The organism is Streptomyces sp. ST2-7A, from assembly GCF_021390475.1.
GTDB lineage: Bacteria > Actinomycetota > Actinomycetes > Streptomycetales > Streptomycetaceae > Streptomyces.
This window is the reverse complement of record NZ_JAJUWS010000009.1, coordinates 45,894-68,555: the sequence shown is the minus strand read 5'-3', so window position 1 is coordinate 68,555 and position 22,662 is coordinate 45,894. Positions and strand designations below refer to the sequence as shown.

Genomic DNA, 22,662 nt, shown 5'->3' with positions numbered 1-22,662 from the left:
CCCGCTTCGGTCGACCCGGTCCCGTCCCGCTCGGGCCCGGCCGGTTCACCGGATGGTCGGGCCCGCCGGGAGCACGGGCCCGATGGTGTCCGGTGGGATCCATTGTGGGGCACGGGTCCGACAGTGTCGGTACACCCCGACGGCACGGGTGGGGCGACGGAACCCGTCAGGGGTGCTGCTCGGGGATGCCGACGGCGGGGCGCGGCGGGCCGGCCGGGTCACCGGGACGCTGCGGTTGCTCGGCCGGTGGCTCGTGCGGTGGCGCGGCGGCGGGGGCCGCGAAGGGCGGAGCGGGCGCCGGTGCGAGGGCGCGGACGTCCTCGGAGGGTCGCGGGGCGTCGGGGAGGATGTTGCCCAGGATGATCGGGCCGGGATCGTCGGCGGTCCGGGCCCGGGCGCGCACGCCGGCGGTGTTGCGTTCCCCGGTGTTGCCGCGCACGGTCATCGGGTGGCCGGTGGCCACCAGTTCGATGCCGATGGTGTTCGCCTCGGTGACGTTGTCGCGGACGACGCTCTCGCAGGGGTCGCAGTGTTCGACGCGGATGCCGGCGTGGCCGTGGCCGGAGACGTGGGAGTGCTCGATGACGCCGCGGCCGGCGTGGACGGCGCGGATGCCGTGGCGGCCGTTGTCGTGGACGGTGAGGTAGGAGGCGCGGTAGCCGAGCAGCGGACGACCGGTGGTGCCGACCACGGTGAGGCCGGAGGTGGTGTGGCCGCGCAGGGTGAGGTTCTCCACGGCGGTCTCCTCGGCGAGGACGGTGACGCCGGTGGCGCGGCGGTGTTCGCCGTCGATGATCACCGTGCCCCGGTCGGAGCCGCGCAGCACCACGCGCGGAGTGCGCAGGACCGGGCTCTCCCGGTAGACGCCGGGGCCGACGAGGACGAGGTCGCCGGGGACGGCGGCGTCGAGGGCGGCCTGGATGGAGGGAGTGTCGCCGGGGACGGTGATGACGGCGGGCCTCCCGGTGGGGCCGGGGCGGATGTCCCGTTCACGAGGGCTGAGGGCGCCGCAGCCGACGAGGGTGATGAGGGCGGCCAGCGTGGTGAGGGCGGCGACGGCGGTGAGGATCACGGCCGGGGCGGCGGGACGGCGCGCGGGTCCGCCGTCGGCCGGGTCGCCGTCGCCGGGGGTGGCGGGGGCCGGAGTGGTGCGGCGGGTGCGGCGGGACGGGCCCGACGGGAGGAACGGAAAGGTGCGTGGTGGGAGCCCCATGCTCGCCAGATGTATCGTCTGCTGTCCCGTATGTGCATTGATATGAGGGTATGTCGGCTGATCGGATCTCCGGTTTCACCCGGACGGCGGACCGCCGGACCGCCGTCCCGCCGGGATCCGAAACATCCGGTGTCCGGATCACGGATCGCCCCCGCCCCCGCCCCCGCCCCCGACGCCGGCACCGGCCTCCGGACGACGCCGGGCCCACGAGCGGTGCCGGCTCCCCGGACGCTTCGGGGCGACGACCGGCACCGCACCGCCCGGGCCCCGTCCCCCGGCCGATACCGCTTCTCACCAACGGACGTCGCACCGGACCGGCACCGCACCACCGGCCCGGCGTCGGAACGACGCCGGGCCGGTGGGATCACCGTGGATCCCACCGGCCCGGTACCTCCCGGAGGCCGGGGCGCCCTCCGGCGCCCGGCCCGTCCGCTCGCCGCCCGTCCCCGCTCAGCGACCGTCGCGCCGTCGGGGCCGGTCGGCGTCCCCGCCACCGTTCCCCTCGCCCCCGTAGGGGCCGAGGAGTTCGTCCGCGAGGGTCGGCACGTCGTCCAGCGGGGTCTCCTCGGCCCAGCTGGGCCGACCCCGCCGCTTGCGTCGCCGTTCCTCCGCCGCCTCCGGCGTCTCATCGGGGTCCTCGATGACCGGCAGACGGGCGGTCTCGTCCACGGCGGGTGTCTCGTCCCCGGACGGCACCTGCGGCAGCACGGCCGTCTCCTCGTTGGGCGAGACGACCCGTTCGTCGGTGCCGGGCGGCACCGGAAGCGTCCGGGTGTCCTGCTCGATACGCGGAATCTGCGTGGTCTCCTCGGAGGCCCGACGGGCCTCCTCCGCGCGGCGCCTCTCCTCCTCGCGGCGGCGGCGCTCGGCCTCCTCGGCGGCCCGGCGCTCCTCTTCCTCCCGACGGACCCGCTCCTCCTCGGCGCGGACCCGGCGCTCCTGCTCCTCGCGCCGCTTGCGCTCGGCCTCGGCCCGCAGCAGGGCCTCCTCGGCCTTGCGCTGCTTCTCGCGGCGGCGCTCCTCGGCCTCGGCGCGCAGCCGCTCCTCTTCCTCCTTCTGCCGGCGCAGGCGCTCCTGCTCCTCGCGCCGGGCGCGCTCCTCGGCCTCGAGGCGCCTGCGCTCCTCCTCGGCCAGGCGCTCCTCCTCCTCGAGGCGCCTGCGCTCCTCCTCCGCCCGGCGCTCCTCTTCCTCCTTGCGCCGCGCCTCTTCCTCCAGGCGCTTGCGCTCCTCCTCCTCGGCGCGCAGCCGGGCGAGGGTCTCCTGGCGCTGACGCTCGAGCCGCTCCTCTTCCTCCTTGCGGCGGCGCTCCTCCTCCTCGAGGCGCCTGCGCTCCTCCTCCGCCCGGCGCCGCGCCTCCTCCCGGGCCCGGATCTCGGCCTCGGAGAGCGGCAGCAACCGGTCGAGGTGGTGGCGGGCGGCGGTGGTCACCGTCTCCGAGGCACGACCCGCGTCGACCACGAGGTAGCGGGTGGGGTCGGCGGCGGCCAGCGCGAGGAAGCCGGCGCGCGCCCGGGTGTGGAATTCGGCGGACTCGGACTCCAGTCGGTCCGGGGCCTCGGTGAAGCGGTCGCGGGCGGTCTCCGGGGAGATGTCCAGCAGGATCGTCAGGTCCGGGACCAGCCCGTCGCAGGCCCAACGGGAGATGCGGGCGACCTCCGTGGCGGAGAGCCGGCGACCGGCGCCCTGGTAGGCGATGGAGGAGTCCGTGTAACGGTCGCTGATCACCACGGCGCCACGGGCCAGCGCGGGCCGGATGACGCTCTCCACGTGCTCGGCGCGGTCCGCCGCGTAGAGCAGGGCCTCCGCCCGGTCGGAGAGGCCGGAGGAGGAGACGTCCAGCAGGATGGCGCGCAGTCGTCGGCCCAGCGGGGTGGCGCCGGGCTCGCGGGTGACCACGACCTCGTGGCCCTTGGCCCGGATCCATTCGGACAGCGCCTCCACCTGGGTGGACTTGCCGGCGCCGTCGCCGCCCTCCAGGGCGATGAAGAACCCGGAGCCGGCGGGCGCCTCGGCGGGACGCGGCGGACGCACCACGTCCCGGAGTTCGGCGCGCAGGGAGATGCCGCGCCGATCGTCCACGCCGCGCAGCAGCAGGGCGCCGACCGGCAGCAGCAGGGCGCCGATGATCATCAGAGTGAAGGCGGCGCCGCCGTGCGCGATGACGAAGTCGCCGCGCTCGACGCGGTGGCTGCCGATGAGTGCGGCGATCACCGGCGCGAGGACGGCCGCGACCGCCACCGCGATCGACACCACCGCGCGCAGGTGCCGGGTCAGGAGGAGGCGGCGGACCTCCTCGACCTCCTGGTCCAGCAGGGTGTGGCCGGTGCGGGCGGCGACACCGGCGGCCAGGCCCGTGAACAGCGCGCAGACCAGGGCGGTGGCGGCGTCGGGCACGATGCCGAGGGCGAACACGCCGATGCCGACGGCCGTGACGGCCAGTGCCGGCATCCGGCGGCGGCCCACGGTCGGCAGCACGGCGGGGGCCAGCCGGACACCGCCGATCACACCGCCGGTGAGCGCGAGGACGGTCAGGCCGAAGAGAACGGGACCTCCACCCAGGCCCAGGGAGTGCGGGTAGGCCACCGCCACCGCCGCCGCGACTGCGGCGGCCACGGCGGCGCAGCCGAGCAGCAGCACCGACACGGCGCCGGTGCGGCCCCGCTCGGGGGCCTCGGCCTTCCCCCCGCCGGTCCCGCCACCGGCGGGCTCGCCGGTGGGCCGGCGCCAACCGGCGAGCGGGGAGTGGGGGGGCGGGGAGCCGGAGCCCGGCAGGGCGATCGCGACGATCACGGCCAGGGAGGCGGCGAACAGGCCGGCGGCGGCGTAGGCGCCCATCGCGACCTGGTGGGTGCCGAACCAGTTGATGCCGGTGGCCAGCAGATTGTTCAGCAGGGCCGCGACGACCAGGACGGCCGCGGCGATCGGCACGACGAGAAAGGAGGTGAGCGTCCACAGGGAACGCAGCGCGGCGGCGCGGTCGGGCAGCGGCCGGACGGCACCGCCCTCGGGCGGCGGGGGCGGCAGCAACGCCGGGGCGGCGGCGTCCCGGGTGACGGCCCACACCCGCTCGGCGACGGCGAGCACCAGGGCCGTGACCAGGAGCCACACCCAGGCGGTGCCGGGCGTCCAGTCCACCCACAGCGGGGCGAGCAGCAGCGCGATCACCCGGATGCCATCGGCGCCGATCAGGGTCCAGCGGCGGTCCAGGGGGCCGTCGGCGGAGACCAGTCGGGCCAGCGGCTCGAGCAGCAGGGTGTCGACCAGGGCCGCGCCGGCGATGCGGACGGCGAGCAGCAGCGCGAGCGTCATGACGACGCCGCGCTCACCCCCGCCGAGCGCCTCGGCCACGGCGGCGGCCTGAAAGGTCAACACCAACAGCACCAGCAGGGCGAGAACATCCGCCACGCCGCCGGCGAGCCGTGCCTCCCACAGCCGGCGCAGGGCGGGCACGCGCAACAGCGCCCGGGGCGCACGCCCCCGGGACTCCGTCGCCAGTGCCTCGTCGATGACACCACCCGCGGGGCTCTCGGCCCCGGGTTCCTCCGCTCGCGTCATTCGGCCAGCGTAGCGCCCGGGGCCGACGCCCCGCCGAGGTCCCCGGGGGTTGGACAGCCCATCGGGACGGGGTGACGGAGTGTCGGGAAACAGGCTTCCCGATGGGTGGTTGGGGGCGCGCGACCCGGGAAGCCGCTCTCGGAAAATCCTCTTCGCGCCGGGAGCGGACCGGAGGGGCGCGCCGAACGGCGCCGGTGCCCCGGACGGGGGTGTGAAACGGACGCACCACCGCGTTCCGGGCCACCGGGTGGGGAGGCCGAGCGGGGCGGGGGAGCCCGACGGGTGCGGGGTCGGGAGCGCGGAGGGAGCGGGCCGACGTGGGGCATGTCACCCCTCACGCCCCCGGGGGCGGTGTACCGGTCGGGCGTGTCGCGCCGATGGGTACCGGGACACCGGGGTGGAGGAGCGAACAAAGAGTGAGGGGCGGTACACGCGCCCCGGCCCCGGCCCGGAGGGAATCCGGGCCGGGGCCGGTGGCGGGATGATCCGACCGATGGGTGGCCGGACGCGGGCGGCCGGACGGGCCGCCGGCGGATCAGCCGGCGTCGCCGGCGCCGGAGGAGGCCCCCGCCCCGGCCGTACTGCGCCCCGCCGTCGCCTTCCCGGTCGCGGCCTTCTTCGTCGTGGCCTTCTTCGCGGCGGTCTTGCCCGCGGCGGTCGTCGCGGTCTTCTTCGCCGTGGCCTTCGCGGCGGTCTTCTTGGCCGCCGTCTTCTTCGTGGCCGTCTTCTTCGCCGCGGTCTTCTTGGCGGCCGTCTTCTTCGCGGTCTTCTTCGCCGGCCCCTTGGCCCGCTTCTCCGCGAGGAGCTCGTAGCCGCGCTCCGGCGTGATGGTCTCCACCTCGTCGTCCCGGCGCAGGGTCGCGTTGGTCTCGCCGTCCGTGACGTACGGGCCGAATCGCCCGTCCTTGACCACCACCGGACGCTCCGTCACCGGGTCGGTGCCCAGCTCCTTGAGCGGCGGCTTGGCCGCCGCCCGACCGCGCTGCTTGGGCTGGGCGTAGATCGCCAGCGCCTCCTGCAGCGTGATGGTGAACAGCTGGTCCTCCGAGGAGAGCGACCGCGAGTCCGTGCCCTTCTTCAGGTACGGGCCGTAGCGGCCGTTCTGCGCGGTGATCTCCGCGTCGCTCTCCGGGTCGGTGCCCACCACCCGGGGCAGCGAGAGCAACCGCAGCGCGTCCTCCAACGTCACCGTGTCCAGCGACATCGAACTGAAGAGCGAAGCGGTACGCGGCTTGATGGCGTTCTTGCCGCTCTTCGGGGTGTCCTCCGGAAGCACCTCGGTGACGTAGGGGCCGTACCGGCCGTCCCGGGCGACGATGGGGCGGCCCGTCTCCGGATCGGTGCCCAGTTCGTGGTCGCCGGTGGGCTTGGCCAGCAGCTCACGGGCCAGCTCGGGGGTCAGCTCGTCCGGCGGCAGGTCCTCGGGGACATCCGCGCGCCGGGTGGCGGCCTCGCCGTTCTCCCCCGGCTCGGCGGGACCCTCCAGGTAGGGGCCGTAGCGGCCCACCCGCAGCATGATGTCCTCGTCCACCCGGAAGGAGGACACCTCGCGGGCATCGATCGCACCCAGATCGGTGACCAGTTCCTTCAAGCCACCCAGGTGGTCGCCGTCGGCCGCCGCGGCGGCGCTCGCGCCGGCGGGCACGTCGGTGCCGTCACCCGGCGTGCTCTCCCCGAAGTAGAAGCGGTGCAGCCAGGGCACCGACTCCGCCTCGCCGGCCGCGATCCGGTCGAGGTCGTCCTCCATCCGGGCGGTGAAGTCGTAGTCCACCAGCCGACCGAAGTGCTGCTCGAGCAGGTTGACCACGGCGAAGGAGAGGAACGAGGGCACCAGGGCGGTGCCCTTCTTGAAGACGTAGCGGCGGTCCAGGATCGTGCCGATGATCGAGGCGTAGGTGGAGGGGCGACCGATCTCCCGCTCCTCCAGCTCCTTGACCAGCGTCGCCTCGGTGTAACGGGCGGGCGGCTTGGTGGCGTGGCCGTCCACCGACATCTCGCGGGCCGAGAGCGGGTCGCCCTCGGCGACCCGGGGCAGCCGGCGCTCGCGGTCGTCCAGCTCGGCCTCGGGGTCGTCGGAGCCCTCCACGTAGGCCTTGAGGAAGCCGTGGAAGGTGATGACCTTGCCGGAGGCGGTGAACTCGCACTCCCGCCCGTCGGCGGCCCGGCCGCCGACCCGCACGGTCACCGACTGGCCGACGGCGTCCTTCATCTGGGAGGCGACGGTCCGCTTCCAGATCAGCTCGTACAGCCGGAACTGCTCGCCGGTCAGACCGGTCTCGGCGGGCGTGCGGAAGCGGTCGCCGGAGGGGCGGATCGCCTCGTGCGCCTCCTGCGCGTTCTTCACCTTCCCGGCGTACGAGCGGGGCTTGTCCGGCAGGTAATCCGCGCCGTACAACTGGGTGACCTGGGCCCGGGCCGCCTGCACCGCCGTGCCGGAGAGGGTGATGGAGTCGGTCCGCATGTAGGTGATGAAGCCGTTCTCGTACAGCCGCTGCGCCACCTGCATGGTGGACTTGGCGCCCATGCCGAGCTTGCGGGACGCCTCCTGCTGGAGGGTCGTGGTGCGGAACGGCGCGTACGGGGAGCGACGGTAGGGCTTGGACTCCACCGCGCGGACGGCGAAGTCGGTGTCCGCGAGGGCTCCGGCCAGCGCGCGGGCGTTCGCCTCGTCCAGGTGCGTCACCCGGCCGGGGTCGCGCAGCATCCCGTCGGGACCGAAGTCGCGGCCCTGGGCGACCCGGCGGCCGTCCACCGAGACCAGGCGCGCGGCGAACGCCTCGACGTCGCCGGGGTCCCCGGCGACGCCGGCCGGGCCCGCGCCGGCGAAGGTGCCGGTGAGGTCCCAGTACTCGGCGGAGCGGAAGGCGATCCGCTCGCGCTCGCGCTCCACGACCAGGCGGGTGGCGACGGACTGCACACGGCCGGCGGACAGCCGCGGCATGACCTTCTTCCACAGCACCGGGGAGACCTCGAAGCCGTAGAGACGGTCCAGGATGCGGCGGGTCTCCTGCGCGTCGACCAGGCGCTGGTTCAGCTCGCGGGGGTTGGCGACGGCCTCCCGGATGGCGTCCCGCGTGATCTCGTGGAACACCATGCGGCGGACCGGCACCTTGGGCTTGAGGACCTCCCGCAGGTGCCAGGCGATGGCCTCGCCCTCGCGGTCCTCATCGGTGGCGAGGTAGAGCTCGTCGGACTCGGCGAGCAGGTCCTTGAGCTTCTTGACCTGGTCCTTCTTGTCGCTGTTGATGACGTACAGCGGCTCGAAGTCCTCGTCCACGTTGACGCCGAGCCGGGCCCACGGGCGTCCCTTGTACTTCGCCGGCACCTCCGCGGCGCTGCCGGGCAGGTCGCGGATGTGCCCCACACTGGCCTCGACCACGTAGCCGGGGCCGAGGTAGCCCTTGATCGTCTTGGCTTTGGCGGGGGACTCGACGATGACAAGTCGACGTCCGCCGTTCGCGGTCTCGCTGGTCGGGGGCAACTTCTCGCTCTTCTCTCCGTCGGTCGGGACACCGGGAAGCCCCGGAAGCCGTATCGGCCGTTTCCGCGGGCGGTTCCCACGGCATCATGGTGCGGAGTGTGACGGTACCTCCCGCCTCCGTGTCAAACGGGAAAACCGCACAACGCCTCTCGACGGTAACCCGACGACCGCTGTTCCCGCCGCCGGATGTCGCCGGCAGGATGTGCGTGGCCGGTCACACCGCCGCGCGGAAGAGCGCGGCCCCGGTAAACCAGACCCGACCGGCCACACGACCGAACCACCAGGGGGAAAAGTGTCCGACCAGAATCCCTACGGCTCGCCCTCCGACCCCTCGCAGCAGAACCCCTACGGCGGGCAGCAGTGGGGCCCCGGGGCCGGGACGCCGGGGCAGCCCGGGCTGCCCGGGCAGCCGGAGTACGGACAGCAGCAGGCCGGGGGCTACGGCTACCCCGGTGGGTACGCCCAGCCGGGCGGCTACCCGCAGGGCGCGTACGCCGCGGACCCCAACGCCCCGTACGGGTACGACGTCCACGGACGGCCGTACTCCTCGAAGACCAAGCTGATCGCCGGGTTGCTGCAGATCCTGGTCGGCGGCGTGGGTGCCGGCCGCTGGTACACCGGCCACTACGGTCTGGCCATCGCCCAACTGCTGACCTGCGGCGGGCTCGGCATCTGGGCCCTGATCGACGGCATCTACCTGCTGGCCAGCGACGGGGTGACCGACTCCGACGGACGGGTGCTGCGCAGCAGCTGACGCCCCCTCGGGTCCCGGGCGGGCGAGGAGGATCGGGTGGAGAGGAGGAGTGTCGTGACGGAGCGCCGCGAGGCGGGTTCCGACGCCCCGGCGCGCCTCGACGCGCCTCGATGCGCTCCCCCATCCGTTGGGCCCGCCCCCGAGCCGAAACCCCTTCCCCTTTCCCCACCGGTTCCTCCCCCCACCGATTCCCGGCCGGCCCCGGCCGGGCCGGGGGACGCGGCGGCGGGCGGGCCGGGCGACGGACGCCCCGGCATCCGACCCGGCGGACGGGGCCCCCGACTGCCCCGTCGGCTCCGGCATCCGGTCCTCCCGCCCCTGGCGACGCTCGGCGGCGGCCTGCTCGGCGCCGCGTACCTGTACCGCACCGATCCGCACCTCCCCGGTCAGTGGCTCCCCCGCTGCCCGTTCCACTGGCTGACCGGCCTGCTGTGCCCCGCCTGCGGCGGCACCCGGATGACCTACGACCTCATCCACGGCGACCTGCCGGCCGCCTTCGCCGACAACGCCGTCCTGCTGGTGCTCGGCCTGCCCGCGGTCGCCTGGTGGGGTGGGCGATGGCTGCACGAGGGGGCGCGGGGGCGCCGTTACCGGCCGCGGCTGGAAGGTACCGGAACCATCGTCGTACTGACCGTCGCCGTCCTGTGGACGGTGCTGCGCAACGTCGCGGGGTGGACGCCGGGCTGAGCGACCCGGCGGGATCGGCACCGGGGCGCCAGGGGTGTCGGGGAGGGCGGGGTTCGGGCACCGGAAGCCCTCTCAGACGGTGCCCGGAGGGCGGAGGAGTTCGCCCCCGCCGGCTTACGACAGCACGTCAGATCACTTTTTGATCAAAACCAGTCGTTCGATGCAACTATTTCGGCCTCCGGCGTGTCGAAGATCGCGCTGGAACGGACACGTGGCCGTCACGGTTTCTCCCATCCACGTCCCGTCCCCGGCGGACACCGTCCCGCACGGCCCCGCCCCCGGCACCACAGACCTCCCCGCTCGGCACCAAGGAGTACCCATGACCACCCCCGTGAACGCCCCCAACGGCACCCCCTTCTCCACCAAGTCCAAGGTCGTCGCCGGCATCCTGCAGATCCTCGTCGGCGGCGTGGGCGCCGGCCGCTGGTACACCGGCCACTACGGCATGGCCATCGCCCAGTTGCTGACCTGCGGCGGTCTGGGTGTGTGGGCCCTGATCGACGGCATCCTCTTCCTCGTCAAGGACGACCGCACCGACTCCGAGGGCCTGGTCCTCAAGAGCTGACGCCCCGCGTGTCCGCGTCCTCGCGGCACCTCCCGTCGGCCCCCCCCACCGCACCCGGTGGCGGGGGCCGACGCGTCCCGGCACGCCCCGGGGCCCTCCGGCGACCGGTCCGAGCGACACCCCGGGTCCGGGACCGGCGCAAACAACACGAAGGGGGCGTGATTCGGCGAGCACGCGGGTACGCGCAGGGGACGCCGGGGCTCCGCCCCGACCACGGCTCCCGGAGCGCCTCCCGCGCCCGGCGGGCCGACGGCTCGAAGACGTCCGAACCGGGGGCCACCCGGACCGGACGGACCCCGGCGACGAACAGCGCCCGGCGGCCACGCCGCCGGAGCCGGTACCGCGACGGTCCGATCGGTCCCAGCGGGGTACCCGGGGATCGTCCCCCGGGTCCCGGACGTGGCCCGCCGGAAACCCGTCGTGATCCGACAGCGACGAGGAGGCTCCCGATGCACACCGGAGAACTGACCGCCGACACCCTGAGCCGGCTGCGCGAACGCCGCCCCTATCCCGCCGTGACCATCACCCTGCCCACCCACCGCCACGGCCCGGAGAACAACCAGGACGTGGTGCGACTGCGCAACCTGATCGCCGCCACCGAGCGCCGGCTCACCGAGGCCCCCCACGTCTCCCGACAGAGCCGCGACGCCGTCGTGCGACAGTTGCGGGCCGCCGTCGACGATCTGGATCTGCGGTACGCCCTGGACGGGCTCGTCGTCCTGGCCGACGAGAACGAGTACCACGTGTGGCCGGTGCCGCGCTGGGTGCCCGAGCGCGTCGTGCTCAGCGACAGCTGGCTGACCCGCAACCTCGTCGCGGCCCGGGCCGCCGAGCGCAGCTACCACCTGTTGGTGATCTCCGCCGACCGCGGCGTGCTCTGGCGCGGAGCGCCCGAGCACCTGGAGGAGCTGGAAGTCTGCGGCTTCCCGATGACCATGCCCAGCGTCCCGGAACAGAACTTCGACCCCGAGCGCACCCACCGCACCGGCGGCCCCGACAGCCTCTACACGCAGGAACGCACCAAGTCCTTCTTCCGCGACATCGCCACGGCGGTGGAGGAGGTCTGCCGCAAGGAGCCGCTGCCGCTGTTCGTGGCCGGGCTGCCGGAGGCACTGGGGCTGTTCACGGACGTCCTTCCCCCCGCCCTCGGGATCGCCGGACGGCTGACCAAGGGCGGACTGGCCGACGCGTCCGCGCCGGCACTGCTGGAGGAGATGAAGCCGGCCCTGGAGGAGTACGCCCACCGCCGCACCGAGCAGGTCGGCGAGGAACTGGACACCGCCGTCAGCAGGAAGTCCTTCGCCGCCGGCCTCGACGAGGTGTGGACGGCCGTGCGGGAGGGACGCGCCGGCATGGTCGCCGTGGAGGAGCACTACCGCACCACCGTGCAGATCTCCGACGGCCACCTGCGCCCCCTCCCCACCGACGGCGAGGCGGACACCGGCGGGACGGCCGGTGCGAACGGCGACGGCGACGGTGCCGTCGCCAACGGAACCGGGAACGGGAACGGCGGCGAGGTGCGGATTCTCGACTTCCCGCCGAGCGGCTTCGCCGAACGTCGGGAGGAGGCCACCCCGGTCTCCGGCGTGCCGGGCGAGCACCTCGGGGAGGTCCGCGAGGACATCGTCGACGAGGTCGCCGAGACCGCCCTGGACACGGGCGCCAAGGTGGTCTTCGTCGAGGACGGCGCGCTCGCCGACCACGGACGGTTGGCTGCCGTGCTGCGCTACTGAGTCGGCGGGCGCGCCGGTCGACACCTCGGCGGGCGGCCGTGGTGTGAACGGCTCGCGGACCGGGAGTCGGGACGGGCGGGTCGTATCGGACGGTATCGGGTGGGGTCGGTCGGGTGTGTCGGGTCGGGTGGTCAGTCCACCGGCAGCAGAAAGCCCTGTTCCAGGAGCCCCCGCAGCAACTCCGGCAGTCGCGAGCGCAATTCCACCGGATCGTCGTCGATCAGCCGCGCGATCGCCTCACCGATCGCGCCCGCCGTCAAGGTGCCGTCACAGGCGCCCGCGAAGCCCGCCCCGATCGTGTCCACGGTCAGGGCCCGCATCATCCCGAAGTGCTGCCTGAGCACCACGTGCTCGGGGTGCTCGGCGCCGGGCAGGCCGATCTGTTCCTGAACCACCTCGTCCGCCAGACGGTAGCGACCGGCGAGCAACCGCTCGTCGTTCCGCTCCCGCAACACCCCGCACAGCTCGAAGTATCCGGCCACGGTCGGACCCAGCGGCTGTCGCACCGCGTGCGGCCACTCCTCCACCAGCACCGACGGTCGCCGGGTCTCCGAACGGCGCACCATGATCCACCCCATGCCCACCCCGCGCACGCCCCGGGCCACGAAGTTCTCCAGCCAGGAGTCGTAGCGGGCCGCGTACCGCTTCGGGTCGTCCCGGTGGTCACCGGCGTCGCGCAACCACAGCTCGGCGTACTCGGTGACGTCCTGCTCCTCGCGCTGGACGATCCACGCGTCGCAACCGGGCGGCAACCAGGAGACCAGGCGCTCGCGCCAGTCGCCGTCGGCGGGGTGTTCCCAGTTGGCGAGCATCACCAGGATGCCGCCGGGATTCAGCCGGTCGGCGGCACCACGCACCAACGAACGGCACAGTTCGTCGCCGGCCAGCCCGGCGTCCCGGTAGACCAGCCGGGGGCCGCCGGGCTCCGGCGGGGAGATCACGAACGGTGGGTTGGAGACGATCAGGTCGAACGGTTCGAGATCGGCGACCGGCTCGTAGAGCGAACCCTCGCGGAACTCCGCGGTGGGCGCCGCGGAGAGTTCGAGGGTCAGGTCGGCCATCCGCAGGGCACGCGGGTTCGGGTCGGTGGCGGTGACGGCGGAGGCGTGCCGGGTGAGGTGCAGGGCCTGGATCCCGCAACCGGTGCCCACGTCCAGCACCCGGCCGACGGGCGTGTCGGGGATCAGCTGGGTGAGCGTGGTGGAGGCGCCCCCCACACCCAGCACCACATCCGGGCTCGGCGAACCGGCGGCCGCGCCGGCCCGTCCCCCGAGGGCGTGACCGGCGTCGGAGACGATGAACCAGTTCTCCCCGCCGGGTCCCGCCCAGGGCCGGATGTCCACGGCCGCCCCGACGGTGTCCTCCGCGTCGTCGCCGTCCTCCCCACCGCTCGTCCCGCCGGGCGTCCGGCGCAGCCAACCGGCGTCCAGTGCCGCGTCCAGCGGCAGCACCTCGGCGGCCCGCTTCGCGGGGACCGGGGTGCGCAGCAGGAAGAGACGGGCGAGGACGGCGGCGGCGTCACCGTCCCGGGTGGCCCGCAGGGCGGGCACCGTCTCGCCGCGCGCCAGGGCCGCGTAGGCGGCGGCGCCCAGACGTTCCAACAGGCCGTCGGGGGTGAAATCGGCGGCGAGCAGTGCCTCGCGCAGGGGGGCGCCGCCGGGGGTGGGGAGATCCGAAGTGCTCACGGGGGTCCATTCTGCCGAGCGGGAGGGGTCGGCGGGGCCGACCCGACGCGGGAGCGGGCCTTCGGGGCCGGCCCGAAGCGGGTGCCCGGTTCCCCGGTTCCGGTCCGGACACCGGCGCGGGAGCGGCGCGGGGCGGGAACAGGCGCGGGGCGGGAACAGGCGCGGCGCGGGAACAGGCGCGGCGCGGGAACAGGCGCGGAGGCCGGACCGGAACCCGGACACAGCCTCCACCCGGAAGCCGAGGGGCCCGCCGAGGGAACCGCCCTCGCGGGGAGGTCCGGGGCTCAGCCCTCGGACTCCTCGGCGTCCTCTTCCTCGTTCCCGTCGGCGTCGGCCCCGGCGTCGTCGGCCTCCTCGGTTTCGTCGGCCGTGCCCCCCTCGGTGCCCTCGGTCCCGGCCCCGTCGGGGTCGGCGTCACCGTCCACGGGCGAACCCGGCACCCGGCAGCCCTCCTGCTCGGCCATCGCCTCGCCCAGCTGCCCGGACTGCAGGCGGGTCAGCGCGTCCCCGCCGATCTGCCCGAACTCCTCGAGCTGTCCCACCATCTCCCGCAGTCCCTCGGCGAAGGCCGCCCGGTCGGCGGTGTCCAGCTCGTCGCTGGCCTCCCGCAGGCCGTCGTAGGACTCGGAGAGCGCGTTGAGCTCGGCCGTCGCGTCCTCGCGCAGCTGCTCGCCGTCGTCCACCGGCGGGTCCCCCGCGCCCTCCACCGCCTCGGCCAGTCCGGCGTAGGCGTCGGAGAGCCGGCCGTAGGACTCGGAGTACACCTCCTGGACGACCTCCGGCTCCTCATCACTCTCGCTGGCCTCCGCGAGAGAGGTGTTGGCGGCCTGGATCTGCTGCAGCCGGGGCCCGGCGGCGTCACAGAACTCGGCGGCCCACTCCTCGGTGCGCTCGGCGGTGTCGTCGCCGCATCCGGTGAGCACCAGGGCGAGGGTCGCGCACCCCGCCATCGCCATCGCGAGCTTCCTGTTCACCGTTCTCGGCCCCTCTCCGACGTTTCCCCTGTCACCCGAGCGGGGGATCGACACCATCTGCCGTTCGGGCCGGAACCTACACCGAGTGGAGAGCGGCATGCCCCAGGCACACCGCCGGGAGGGCCCCGATCACCCTGTCCTACCCCCGCCCGGGCGCTTCGTGGCGGCGTTGACGGCGCAGGGGAAGACGAGGAACGGGACCGGCGGGACGCGGAGCCCGACGAGGCGGGTTGAGGGGTGGGGCGCGGCACTCCCGGTGCCCGGTGATCCGACACCGCGCGGCGCCGGAGCCGCGCGGCACGAGAGGGCATGACGCGGCGGAGCCACGCCGAACGACGGCGGGGCCCGGTGAAAGGGATGACGCGGGGGAACCGCTCAGTCGGTGTCGCGGGCGGTGGGCCAGCTCATGCGAATGAGGCCACCCCGCTCGTCGCTGGTGACCTCGACCTGGTCCACGAGGGCGCTGATCACGGCCAGCCCCAGCTCGTCGCCGTCACCCGCCACACCGTTGCCGGAATCCGCGGGGGAAGCCGGCGGGCCGGGCGTGTCGTCGCCGACCTCGATCGCGAAACTCTTCTCCCCTTCGGTGAGGGACACCCGCACCGGGCCGGTCAGCCCGAGCGTGGTGTGCAGCCCGACCGCCCGGCTGCACGCCTCACCGACCGCCAGTCGCAGTTCGTCGAGAGCGGATTCCTCCACCCCGGCCCGACGCGCCACGGCAGCGGCCACCAGCCGCGCGGTGCGGACGTGCTCCGGCGAGGCGCTGAAACGCAGTTCGACGGTGGCCATGCTGCCATCCCCCTGGGTGGTGCCGGGCCCGCGATCCCGACGGTCCGGCGCCACGGGAGCGCCGGACCGTCGGGAGCGGGACGCCGATGTTCTCGGCTGTGCGGTCGTTCGCTGGTCAGTCGGCGGCGGAGACCGCGTCGTCCACCGTCGGGTGGATGGGGAACACCTTGGTCAGACCGGTGATCCGAAAGATCTTCAGAATGCGCTCCTGGTTGCACACCAGGCGCAACGAGCCCTCCTGCGCACGCACGCGCTTCAGGCCACCCACCAGTACGCCCAGACCGGTGGAGTCGAGGAAGTCGACGCGCTCCATGTCCACGACCAGGTGGTGGTTGCCGTCATTCACCAGCTCCACCAGCTGTTCGCGCAGCTTGGGCGCGGTGTACACGTCGATCTCTCCGCCTACCTCGACGACCGTGCGGTCGCCGACGTTTCGGGTCGACAGGGACAGGTCCACGGATCCTCCAGCACCTTGCTATCGAGCGGTCGCCCTTGACGCCTCACCGCCACGGGCAAGGGATGATCGGCAGCCGCCAGTGCATTCAATCACTTGTCCCGGCCGGGGACGATGCCTTACGGCCATTGTCCGTCGGACCGGTGACACACTCGGGGTGATGTCCCGCGCGGAGAACCCCGATCCCCCCGACACGCCCCGGCGCCCCGACACACCGGAGGCGCTGCTGGCGTACCTGGGGCGAGACGCCGACCGCGCGGCACGCGTCACCCACGTCGAGCACCTGCCCGCCCGGGACGCCCGGCATGCCCCCTGGCCCGCGGATTTGTCGCCGGAGGTGGTGCGGGCGCTGACGGACGCCGGGATCGGGCGCCCCTGGGCACACCAGGCGGACGCCGTGGCGCGCGCGCTGCGGGGCGAGTCCGTGGTCGTGGCGACCGGCACCGCCTCGGGGAAGTCGATCTGCTACCTCGCGCCGGTGCTGCACTCCCTCCTCATCCCGCCGACGGAGCCGACCCGGAAGGATCCGGCCGGGCCGGGCCGGGGCGCGCGACGGACCGCCGGCGGCGGGGTCGGCGGCGGGCCCTCCCCGCTGCGCCCGGCCACCGCCCTGTACCTGGCGCCGACCAAGGCGCTGGCCGCCGACCAGCTGCGGGCGGTGCGGGAACTGGCGGCGCCCCTGGGCCACGCCGTGCGGCCGGCGGTGCACGACGGCGACTCCCCGCCCGAGGAACGGGAGTGGGCCCGCGCGCACGCGAACCTGCTGCTCACCAACCCCGACATGCTGCACCGTTCGCTGCTGCCCGGGCACCGGCGCTGGTCGGGGTTCTGGCGGGCACTGCGCCACGTGGTGGTGGACGAGTGCCACGTCTACCGGGGCGTGTTCGGTTCCCACGTGGCGCAGGTGCTGCGCCGGCTGCGGCGGATCTGCGCCCACTACGGCGCCGACCCGGTGTTCCTCGCCGCGTCGGCGACCGTGGCCGATCCCGCCGGGTCGGTGGGGCTGCTGACCGGGGTGCCGGTCACCGCCGTCACCGAGGACGCCTCCCCGAGGGGACGGATGGTTTTCGCCCTGTGGGAACCCCCGCTGGCCCGCGAACGCGAGGGCGGTGGGGAACGGGGCGCGCCCGTGCGACGAACCGCCGTCGCCGAGACCGCCGACCTGCTGGGCGACCTGGTGGTCCGGGGGGTGCGGACGGTGGCCTTCGTCCGCTCCCGACGCGGTGCGGAGTTGATCTCGCTGATCGCCCGGGAACGGCTGGGGGACCGTTCGGGGGACCCGGGACGGCCGGGGGGCGGGAGCGGCGCCGGCGACGGCGCCGACGAAGGTGACGGCGCCGACGAAGGTGACGATTTCGCAACCATCGCGCGCCCGGGCGTGTCGGCGCCGGGAGGGCACCGGGCGGACCCGAACGCCCCGGGGCACCCGGGCGGCGGAGCGGGTGCCCGGATCGCCTCCTACCGGGGCGGTTACCTGCCCGAGGAGCGGCGGGAGCTGGAGCTCGCCCTGCGCTCCGGCCGACTGCTGGGGTTGGCCGCCACCAACGCCCTGGAACTGGGCGTGGACGTCGCCGGACTGGACGCCGTGCTGATCGCCGGCTATCCCGGCACCCGGGCCTCGCTGTGGCAGCAGGCCGGGCGCGCCGGGCGCCGGGGTACCGGCGCGTTGGCGGTGCTGATCGCCCGTGACGATCCGCTGGACACCTATCTCGTCCACCACCCCGAGGCCCTGCTGCGGCGGCCCGTGGAGGCCACCGTGCTCGACCCGGGGAATCCGCACGTCCTCTCCCCGCACCTGTGTGCCGCCGCGGCCGAGCTGCCGCTGGGACCGGTTGGCAGGGAACCCTTCGGACCGGTCGCCGGGGAGCTGCTCCCCCGGCTGGAGGCGCGCTCCCTGCTGCGTCGGCGGGGCGACCACTGGTACTGGACCCGCCGCGAGCGGCCCGCCGCCATGGTGGACATTCGGGGCACGGGCGGCGACCCCGTGCAGGTGGTGGAGGCCGGGACCGGTCGGTTGCTGGGCACGGTGGACGCCGCGGCGGCGGACCGCACCGTCCACCCCGGGGCGGTGCACCTGCACCGGGGCGCGACCTTCGTGGTCCGGGAGTTGGACCTGGTGGACCGGGTGGCGTTGGTGGACGAGGCCAACCCGCCGTGGACCACGACGGCCCGCGAGGTCACCGACATCTCGGTGTTGGAGACCGTGACGTCCGTACCGGCCGGCACGGACGCGCGGTTGTGCTTCGGGTCGGTGCGGGTGACGCATCAGGTGGTCTCCTGTCTGCGACGACGGCTGGTGACGGGTGAGGTGCTGGGCGAGACGCGGCTGGACCTGCCGCCGCGCACCCTGCGCACCCGGGCGGTGTGGTGGACGATGACCGAGGAGGGCACGGAGGCCGCCGGCGTGGAGCCCGACGCGCTGCCGGGCGCGCTGCACGCCGCCGAGCACGCCGCGATCGGGATGCTGCCGCTCTTCGCCACCTGCGACCGCTGGGACATCGGCGGGGTCTCCACCGCCCTGCACGGCGACACCCTGCTGCCCACCGTCTTCGTGCACGACGGGCATCCGGGCGGGGCCGGCTTCGCGGAGCGGGCCTTCCACACCGCGCGGTCGTGGTTGACCGCCACCCGGGAGGCGATCGCCGCCTGCGAGTGCGCCGACGGGTGTCCCTCGTGTGTGCACTCGCCCAAGTGCGGCAATGGCAACGAGCCCCTGGACAAGCACGGCGCGCTGTTGTTGCTCAGCCGGTTGTGGCACGGGCACGCGCCCTGAGCCGGTGGGGGCCGGCCCGGCTCTCGACGGTGAGATCGGCGACCAGGGCGTCGGGCGGGTCGTCCCCGTGGAGGCCGGGGCCGACCCCGCAGCGCACCAGACGCGTCCCGCCGGCCTCCGCGACCAGCCGGGCCCGCTCACAGGCGTGCTCCGGGCCGTGCCAGGCCCGATCGGCCGCCGCCAGGGCGGCGAGGTCGGCGGCACCGGCGGCGCGGTGGCGGGCCTCCACCACGGCCGTGAGTGCCAGCACGGCGCCCAGCACGACGGTGAGCAGGCCGAGGCAGGCGACGCACCACACCGTGGCCGCGCCCCGGTCGGCGCCGACCGGCCACCGACTGGTCGAGGGGCCGGTCGAGGGGCCGGTCGGGCGGCCGGTCGGGCGGCTCGTCACCGATCCCGTCCGGGGGGTGGCGCCACCCCCCGGACCTCCGGGGGCGCGGCCGGCCGGACGAGGGCTCCCGACACCCACCGGCCGCTCGTGCACACCGCCACGACGCGAGGGCCGACCGGACCCACCGATACGGAGCGGGTCGCCCGCGGGAAGGACCGTTCGGCCACCGACGCCCACCGGCCATTCGTGCGCGTCACCATGCCCCGAGGGCCCATCGGGCCCACCGGGGCGGTGCCGGGGGTCGGTGGGAAGGACCGTTCGGAGGAGACCGGCGCCCGCCGTGGCCCGCGGGGCACCCGTCCTGCCCGACGCGCCCGGATTCCGGGCCGCGATGGCGGCCGGGACCGCCCCCACCGGGCCCGTGGGGGACGAACCACCGGACACCGTCCCGCGCGGTGACGACCCCGGCGCCGCTCGCCGGAGGAGGTGCCGGCATGCCCTCCGGCACGGATGCGGGCGCGGCGGACGGTCGGGGTGCGGGAGGCAGCCGGGCTCCGGTGGACGGTCCGGGCACGGTGGACGGTCGGGACACGGGGACGGCCCCGCGCCCGGATCAGGGTTCGACATGCGCCACCGCCTCCGTCGCCACCCGCACCGCCGGTAGCGGCCCGGCCGTCGGCGTCCGTGCGGTGACCCGCACCCGGTGCAGGGCGTCGTCGCGTGTTCGGGTCACCTCGGCGCCCTGCGGTGCGAGGGCCAGGGCCGTTCCCCGGACGGTCTCCTCCGATTCGCCGCGCGCCGCCGCGCGGGCGGCGGCCCGGGCCGCGTCGGAGCACTGGAGGGCGGTGACGGCCGCCCCCGTGGCCCAGAGCAGCACGCCCATCAGGAGCACCAGGGTGGGCACGACGAGCGCGGTCTCGGCGGTGACGTACCCGCCGTCCCTACCCTCCCGACGGCGTGGCCGTCGGGAGGGAGGAACCCGGGACCGGGAGCCGTGGTGGCGCGGATCACCGGGAGACGCGATGGGGACGGTGGAGGCGGTGATGTCCTCAGAGCACCGCATCGAGGGACCTTTCCACCAGCCCCTGGAGGGCGCCGAGGATCGGGCCGGAGGTGACCACCTGGTGCAACCCGGCCGCCAGCGCCGCCGCCGCGAGAGTGCCGACTGCGTACTCGGCGGTGCTCATCCCGGCGTCGTTCGGCGGAACGGCGCGCCGAGGACTCCGGGGACCACGGCCCGGGGAGCGCGGCACGGGTGCCTGCCCCGGGCGGACGACGAAGATCCGGCGACGGACCGGAAGCGGCACGGGGATGAAGCGGAACTCGGACACGGGAATCTCCCATCGGTGGGGCACGGAAAAGCGAAGGGTTCGAGAAGCCGGGTTGGACGGGAAGCGGGATGGGCCGGAAGCGCGACCGGGACATTGCGGACCCGGTCGGATCGAGGGCGGAGCGGGTCGGACCGAAAGGGGGCGTGGTGAGGTGGGGCCGGGTCGGGTCGGGTGGGATCGAAGGGGGGAACAACGGGCGGGCGGGGACGGAGGGCGAAGGACAGGTCTCGGGGTGGATCGGCGGTGCGGCCGGCCCGGGAAGGACCGGGTGGCTGTGTCCGGCTCACCAACCGGCGTCGCGTGTTCCACCGGGGAGGAGCACGCCCGGCCACGCCGGTCATAGGAGCGTCCGGGCGAGACCGACCACCACCGGCGCGACGCCGATGAGGAGGAAGGCCGGCAGGAAACACAACCCCAGCGGCAGGGTCAGCAGGACGCCCGCCCGGTGGACCCGCGCCCGGGCCGCCCGGCCCTCGCGGGCCCGGTGTTCGGAGGCCAGCAGTGCCACCGTGCGCACCACGGGGGCACCGGAGAGGTCGGCCAGGTGAAGGGCCCGGGCCAACCGCGCGGCGTCGGGTGACTCCCCGAGCCGGGACCAGACCCGATCGGGGTCGCCGCCCAGCGCCAGTTCGGCGGCGGCGCGCCGCAGGGCGGTGGCCAGGGGGCCGTCCAGGGCTGTGCCCACGGCCGCGGCGGCGGCCATCGGGGAGGCGCCGGCCGCCAGACATGCGGCCAGCAGGCCGGCGGCCTCCGGGAGCCGGGGATCGTGGCGTGCCCGCCGGGCCCTCCACCGGGGCTCCCGGCGAGGTGGGGTCCGCGCGGGGTCGGGGTCCCCGGAGGGTGCCCGCCCGGCTGTGCCCCCGCCACCGGGCGGCGCCGGCCCGTCGGGTCGCGGTTCACCGGGGGCGATCCGGTTCCGCCGGATCGGAGTCCGGTTTCCGGTGCGTGGAGCCGCCAGCACCACGATGATCAGGATCCCGACGACACACAGCAGGACGGCCGCCGCGCAGATGATCAGGGCCGCTCCCCCGCCACCGGAGGCCGCGAGGCCGGCCCCGGTGTCGGGTGGGACGGTGGCGGACGAGGCCGGGAGGGCGGTCATCGGGTACCTTCCCGGCGGACGCGACCGGGCGCCGTCGTCCCGCCGTGCTCGGCGGATCGGACGATCGCCGCAGCCCAGGCCAGGCCGAGCCCTTCCAACAGGCACCCGGCCACCAGGCACATCCGGCCCGGGGTGGTGTGGAGGAGGACATCCACCGGTGCCGCCCCCATCAGCGAGCCCAGCGCCAACCCGACCGGGGGCAGTCCGGCCAGGACCAGGGCGGTGGTCCTGGGCCCGGCCAGTTCGGCGTGCAGATCGGCCCGCCGATCGCGCTCGGCCCGCAGGGTGTCGGCCACCCGGTCCAGGCCGTCGGCCAGCGAGGAACCGCTGTCCAGGGCCACCCGCCAGCAGGCCGCCGCCGCGCCGAGCCCTTCGGCTCCCGGCTCACCGGAGAGGCGTCGCAGAACCTCCGGCACGCCGTCACCCCCACGTGCGGCGGCCAGTACCTCGGCGGCGCGGGGGCCGAGCCCGGCCGGCCCCGCCGCCACCAGCGCCCGGTACGGCGGCAACCCGGCCCGGGCCTCGGCGGCGACCGCCGCGCACCAGGAGATCACCTCCTCCACGCGGCGCTCCGCCTCCGCCCGGGTCCGGCGGCGGCGTTGGGCCCGCAGCAGAACGGGAATCACCACGAGGACGAGCAGGATCGGAATCGGCGAAGCCGTCAGAAGGGCGGCCCCTACGGAGCCGCCGAGCCCGAGGAGGACGGCGACGGGCACGGCCCGGGCCACCCCGGTGGAACCCGACGGTTTCGGACGCCCGGACCCGCGCCCACCGCCCTCGGTCCCCGCTCCGTGAGCCCGGCGTCGGGACGGGACCGGGGAAGGCGGGGGGAGCCCCGGGCCCGGTGGGCCCGATCGCGACGGTGGGGGCGGTGGGGCGCTGCTCCACGCCCACCCCGTCCGGGCGGGGCCGCGCGGTCGGCTCTCCCCGGCACCGGTGGTCGGGACCCGGAGCACCGACGATGGGGACGTTCCGACCGGGACGCAGCGACCTTCCGCGCCGAGGGGGCCGACCTCCGCGCACCCGCCGTGCGGGGAGCGCCCGGCGGGCACCGGGTCGGGGCGGGACGCCACGGCAGGGCCGGAGGCCGTGGACCGGGAGGGTGCCGGGCCCCCGGGGCGGCGGCGAGCCCGGAAGCACCCGGTGGGCACGATCAGCGAACAGAGCGTCACGAGGGCGACGAGCCACGACCACAACGGTGGGCTTCCGATACCGACCGCCACCGGGAGACCACC

17 protein-coding genes are annotated in these 22,662 nt (G+C 75.0%); 5 read left to right on the top strand and 12 right to left on the bottom strand.

Features of this window, described 5'->3' with window-relative positions; genetic code table 11:
• Positions 1-166: 166 nt before the first annotated feature.
• From LZF96_RS07895 to topA, 3 genes are all read right to left on the bottom strand, one after another.
• Positions 167-1,213 carry a nitrous oxide reductase family maturation protein NosD gene (locus LZF96_RS07895; protein ID WP_233867745.1) on the bottom strand — a complete coding sequence of 349 codons (1,047 nt, stop codon included), beginning with the start codon at positions 1,211-1,213 and terminating at the stop codon, positions 167-169.
• A gap of 450 nt (positions 1,214-1,663) precedes the next feature.
• Entirely contained in the window at positions 1,664-4,768 is a 3,105-nt protein-coding gene (gene tmk / locus LZF96_RS07890; protein WP_233867743.1) for a dTMP kinase, read from the bottom strand.
• 535 nt (positions 4,769-5,303) lie between these two features.
• Entirely contained in the window at positions 5,304-8,249 is a 2,946-nt protein-coding gene (gene topA, locus LZF96_RS07885; protein ID WP_233867740.1) for a type I DNA topoisomerase, read from the bottom strand.
• 292 nt (positions 8,250-8,541) lie between these two features.
• Here topA and LZF96_RS07880 point away from each other — a divergent pair, with 292 nt between their 5' ends.
• From LZF96_RS07880 to LZF96_RS07865, 4 genes are all read left to right on the top strand, one after another.
• Positions 8,542-9,003 carry a TM2 domain-containing protein gene (locus tag LZF96_RS07880; RefSeq protein WP_233867737.1) on the top strand — a complete coding sequence of 154 codons (462 nt, stop codon included), beginning with the start codon at positions 8,542-8,544 and terminating at the stop codon, positions 9,001-9,003.
• 255 nt (positions 9,004-9,258) lie between these two features.
• Positions 9,259-9,690 carry a DUF2752 domain-containing protein gene (locus LZF96_RS07875; protein ID WP_374203169.1) on the top strand — a complete coding sequence of 144 codons (432 nt, stop codon included), beginning with the start codon at positions 9,259-9,261 and terminating at the stop codon, positions 9,688-9,690.
• Positions 9,691-10,009: 319 nt separating this feature from the next.
• On the top strand, positions 10,010-10,255 hold the full coding sequence (locus tag LZF96_RS07870; RefSeq protein ID WP_308294166.1) for a TM2 domain-containing protein: 246 nt from the start codon (positions 10,010-10,012) through the stop codon (positions 10,253-10,255).
• A 449-nt stretch (positions 10,256-10,704) separates the two neighbouring features.
• A complete protein-coding gene (locus LZF96_RS07865; RefSeq protein WP_233867734.1) occupies positions 10,705-11,988 on the top strand; it encodes a chemotaxis protein in 1,284 nt (427 codons plus the stop codon).
• Between the two features lie 131 nt (positions 11,989-12,119).
• Here LZF96_RS07865 and LZF96_RS07860 read toward each other — a convergent pair whose 3' ends face one another.
• The 4 genes from LZF96_RS07860 to LZF96_RS07845 form a co-directional block, all read right to left on the bottom strand.
• On the bottom strand, positions 12,120-13,673 hold the full coding sequence (locus LZF96_RS07860; RefSeq protein ID WP_233867732.1) for a methyltransferase: 1,554 nt from the start codon (positions 13,671-13,673) through the stop codon (positions 12,120-12,122).
• Between the two features lie 284 nt (positions 13,674-13,957).
• Entirely contained in the window at positions 13,958-14,647 is a 690-nt protein-coding gene (locus LZF96_RS07855) for a small secreted protein (RefSeq protein ID WP_233867731.1), read from the bottom strand.
• 375 nt (positions 14,648-15,022) lie between these two features.
• Positions 15,023-15,436, bottom strand: coding sequence for an ATP-binding protein (locus LZF96_RS07850; RefSeq protein WP_233867729.1), 414 nt, complete (start codon positions 15,434-15,436; stop codon positions 15,023-15,025).
• 115 nt (positions 15,437-15,551) lie between these two features.
• The gene (locus LZF96_RS07845; protein WP_143625458.1) at positions 15,552-15,893 is read right to left on the bottom strand and encodes an STAS domain-containing protein; all 342 of its coding nucleotides are present in this window, start codon (positions 15,891-15,893) and stop codon (positions 15,552-15,554) included.
• 157 nt (positions 15,894-16,050) lie between these two features.
• On the opposite strand from LZF96_RS07845, the gene LZF96_RS07840 reads away from it, so the two are divergent.
• Positions 16,051-18,663: a DEAD/DEAH box helicase gene (locus LZF96_RS07840; RefSeq protein WP_233867727.1), complete on the top strand. Its 2,613-nt coding sequence runs from the start codon at positions 16,051-16,053 to the stop codon at positions 18,661-18,663.
• On the opposite strand, the gene LZF96_RS07835 is transcribed toward LZF96_RS07840, so the two are convergent.
• The 5 genes from LZF96_RS07835 to LZF96_RS26930 form a co-directional block, all read right to left on the bottom strand.
• Positions 18,632-19,054 (bottom strand): Rv3654c family TadE-like protein, encoded by a 423-nt coding sequence (locus tag LZF96_RS07835; RefSeq protein WP_374203155.1) that lies wholly within the window; start codon positions 19,052-19,054, stop codon positions 18,632-18,634. The genes LZF96_RS07840 and LZF96_RS07835 overlap by 32 nt on opposite strands.
• 553 nt (positions 19,055-19,607) lie before the next feature.
• A complete protein-coding gene (locus tag LZF96_RS07830; RefSeq protein ID WP_233867726.1) occupies positions 19,608-20,057 on the bottom strand; it encodes a TadE family type IV pilus minor pilin in 450 nt (149 codons plus the stop codon).
• The gene (locus tag LZF96_RS07825) at positions 20,044-20,247 is read right to left on the bottom strand and encodes a DUF4244 domain-containing protein (protein ID WP_233867941.1); all 204 of its coding nucleotides are present in this window, start codon (positions 20,245-20,247) and stop codon (positions 20,044-20,046) included. The genes LZF96_RS07830 and LZF96_RS07825 overlap by 14 nt, the downstream gene beginning before the upstream one ends.
• A 415-nt stretch (positions 20,248-20,662) precedes the next feature.
• The gene (locus LZF96_RS07820; protein WP_233867724.1) at positions 20,663-21,427 is read right to left on the bottom strand and encodes a type II secretion system F family protein; all 765 of its coding nucleotides are present in this window, start codon (positions 21,425-21,427) and stop codon (positions 20,663-20,665) included.
• Positions 21,424-22,056: a type II secretion system F family protein gene (locus tag LZF96_RS26930; RefSeq protein WP_233867722.1), complete on the bottom strand. Its 633-nt coding sequence runs from the start codon at positions 22,054-22,056 to the stop codon at positions 21,424-21,426. The genes LZF96_RS07820 and LZF96_RS26930 overlap by 4 nt, the downstream gene beginning before the upstream one ends.
• Positions 22,057-22,662: the final 606 nt, after the last annotated feature.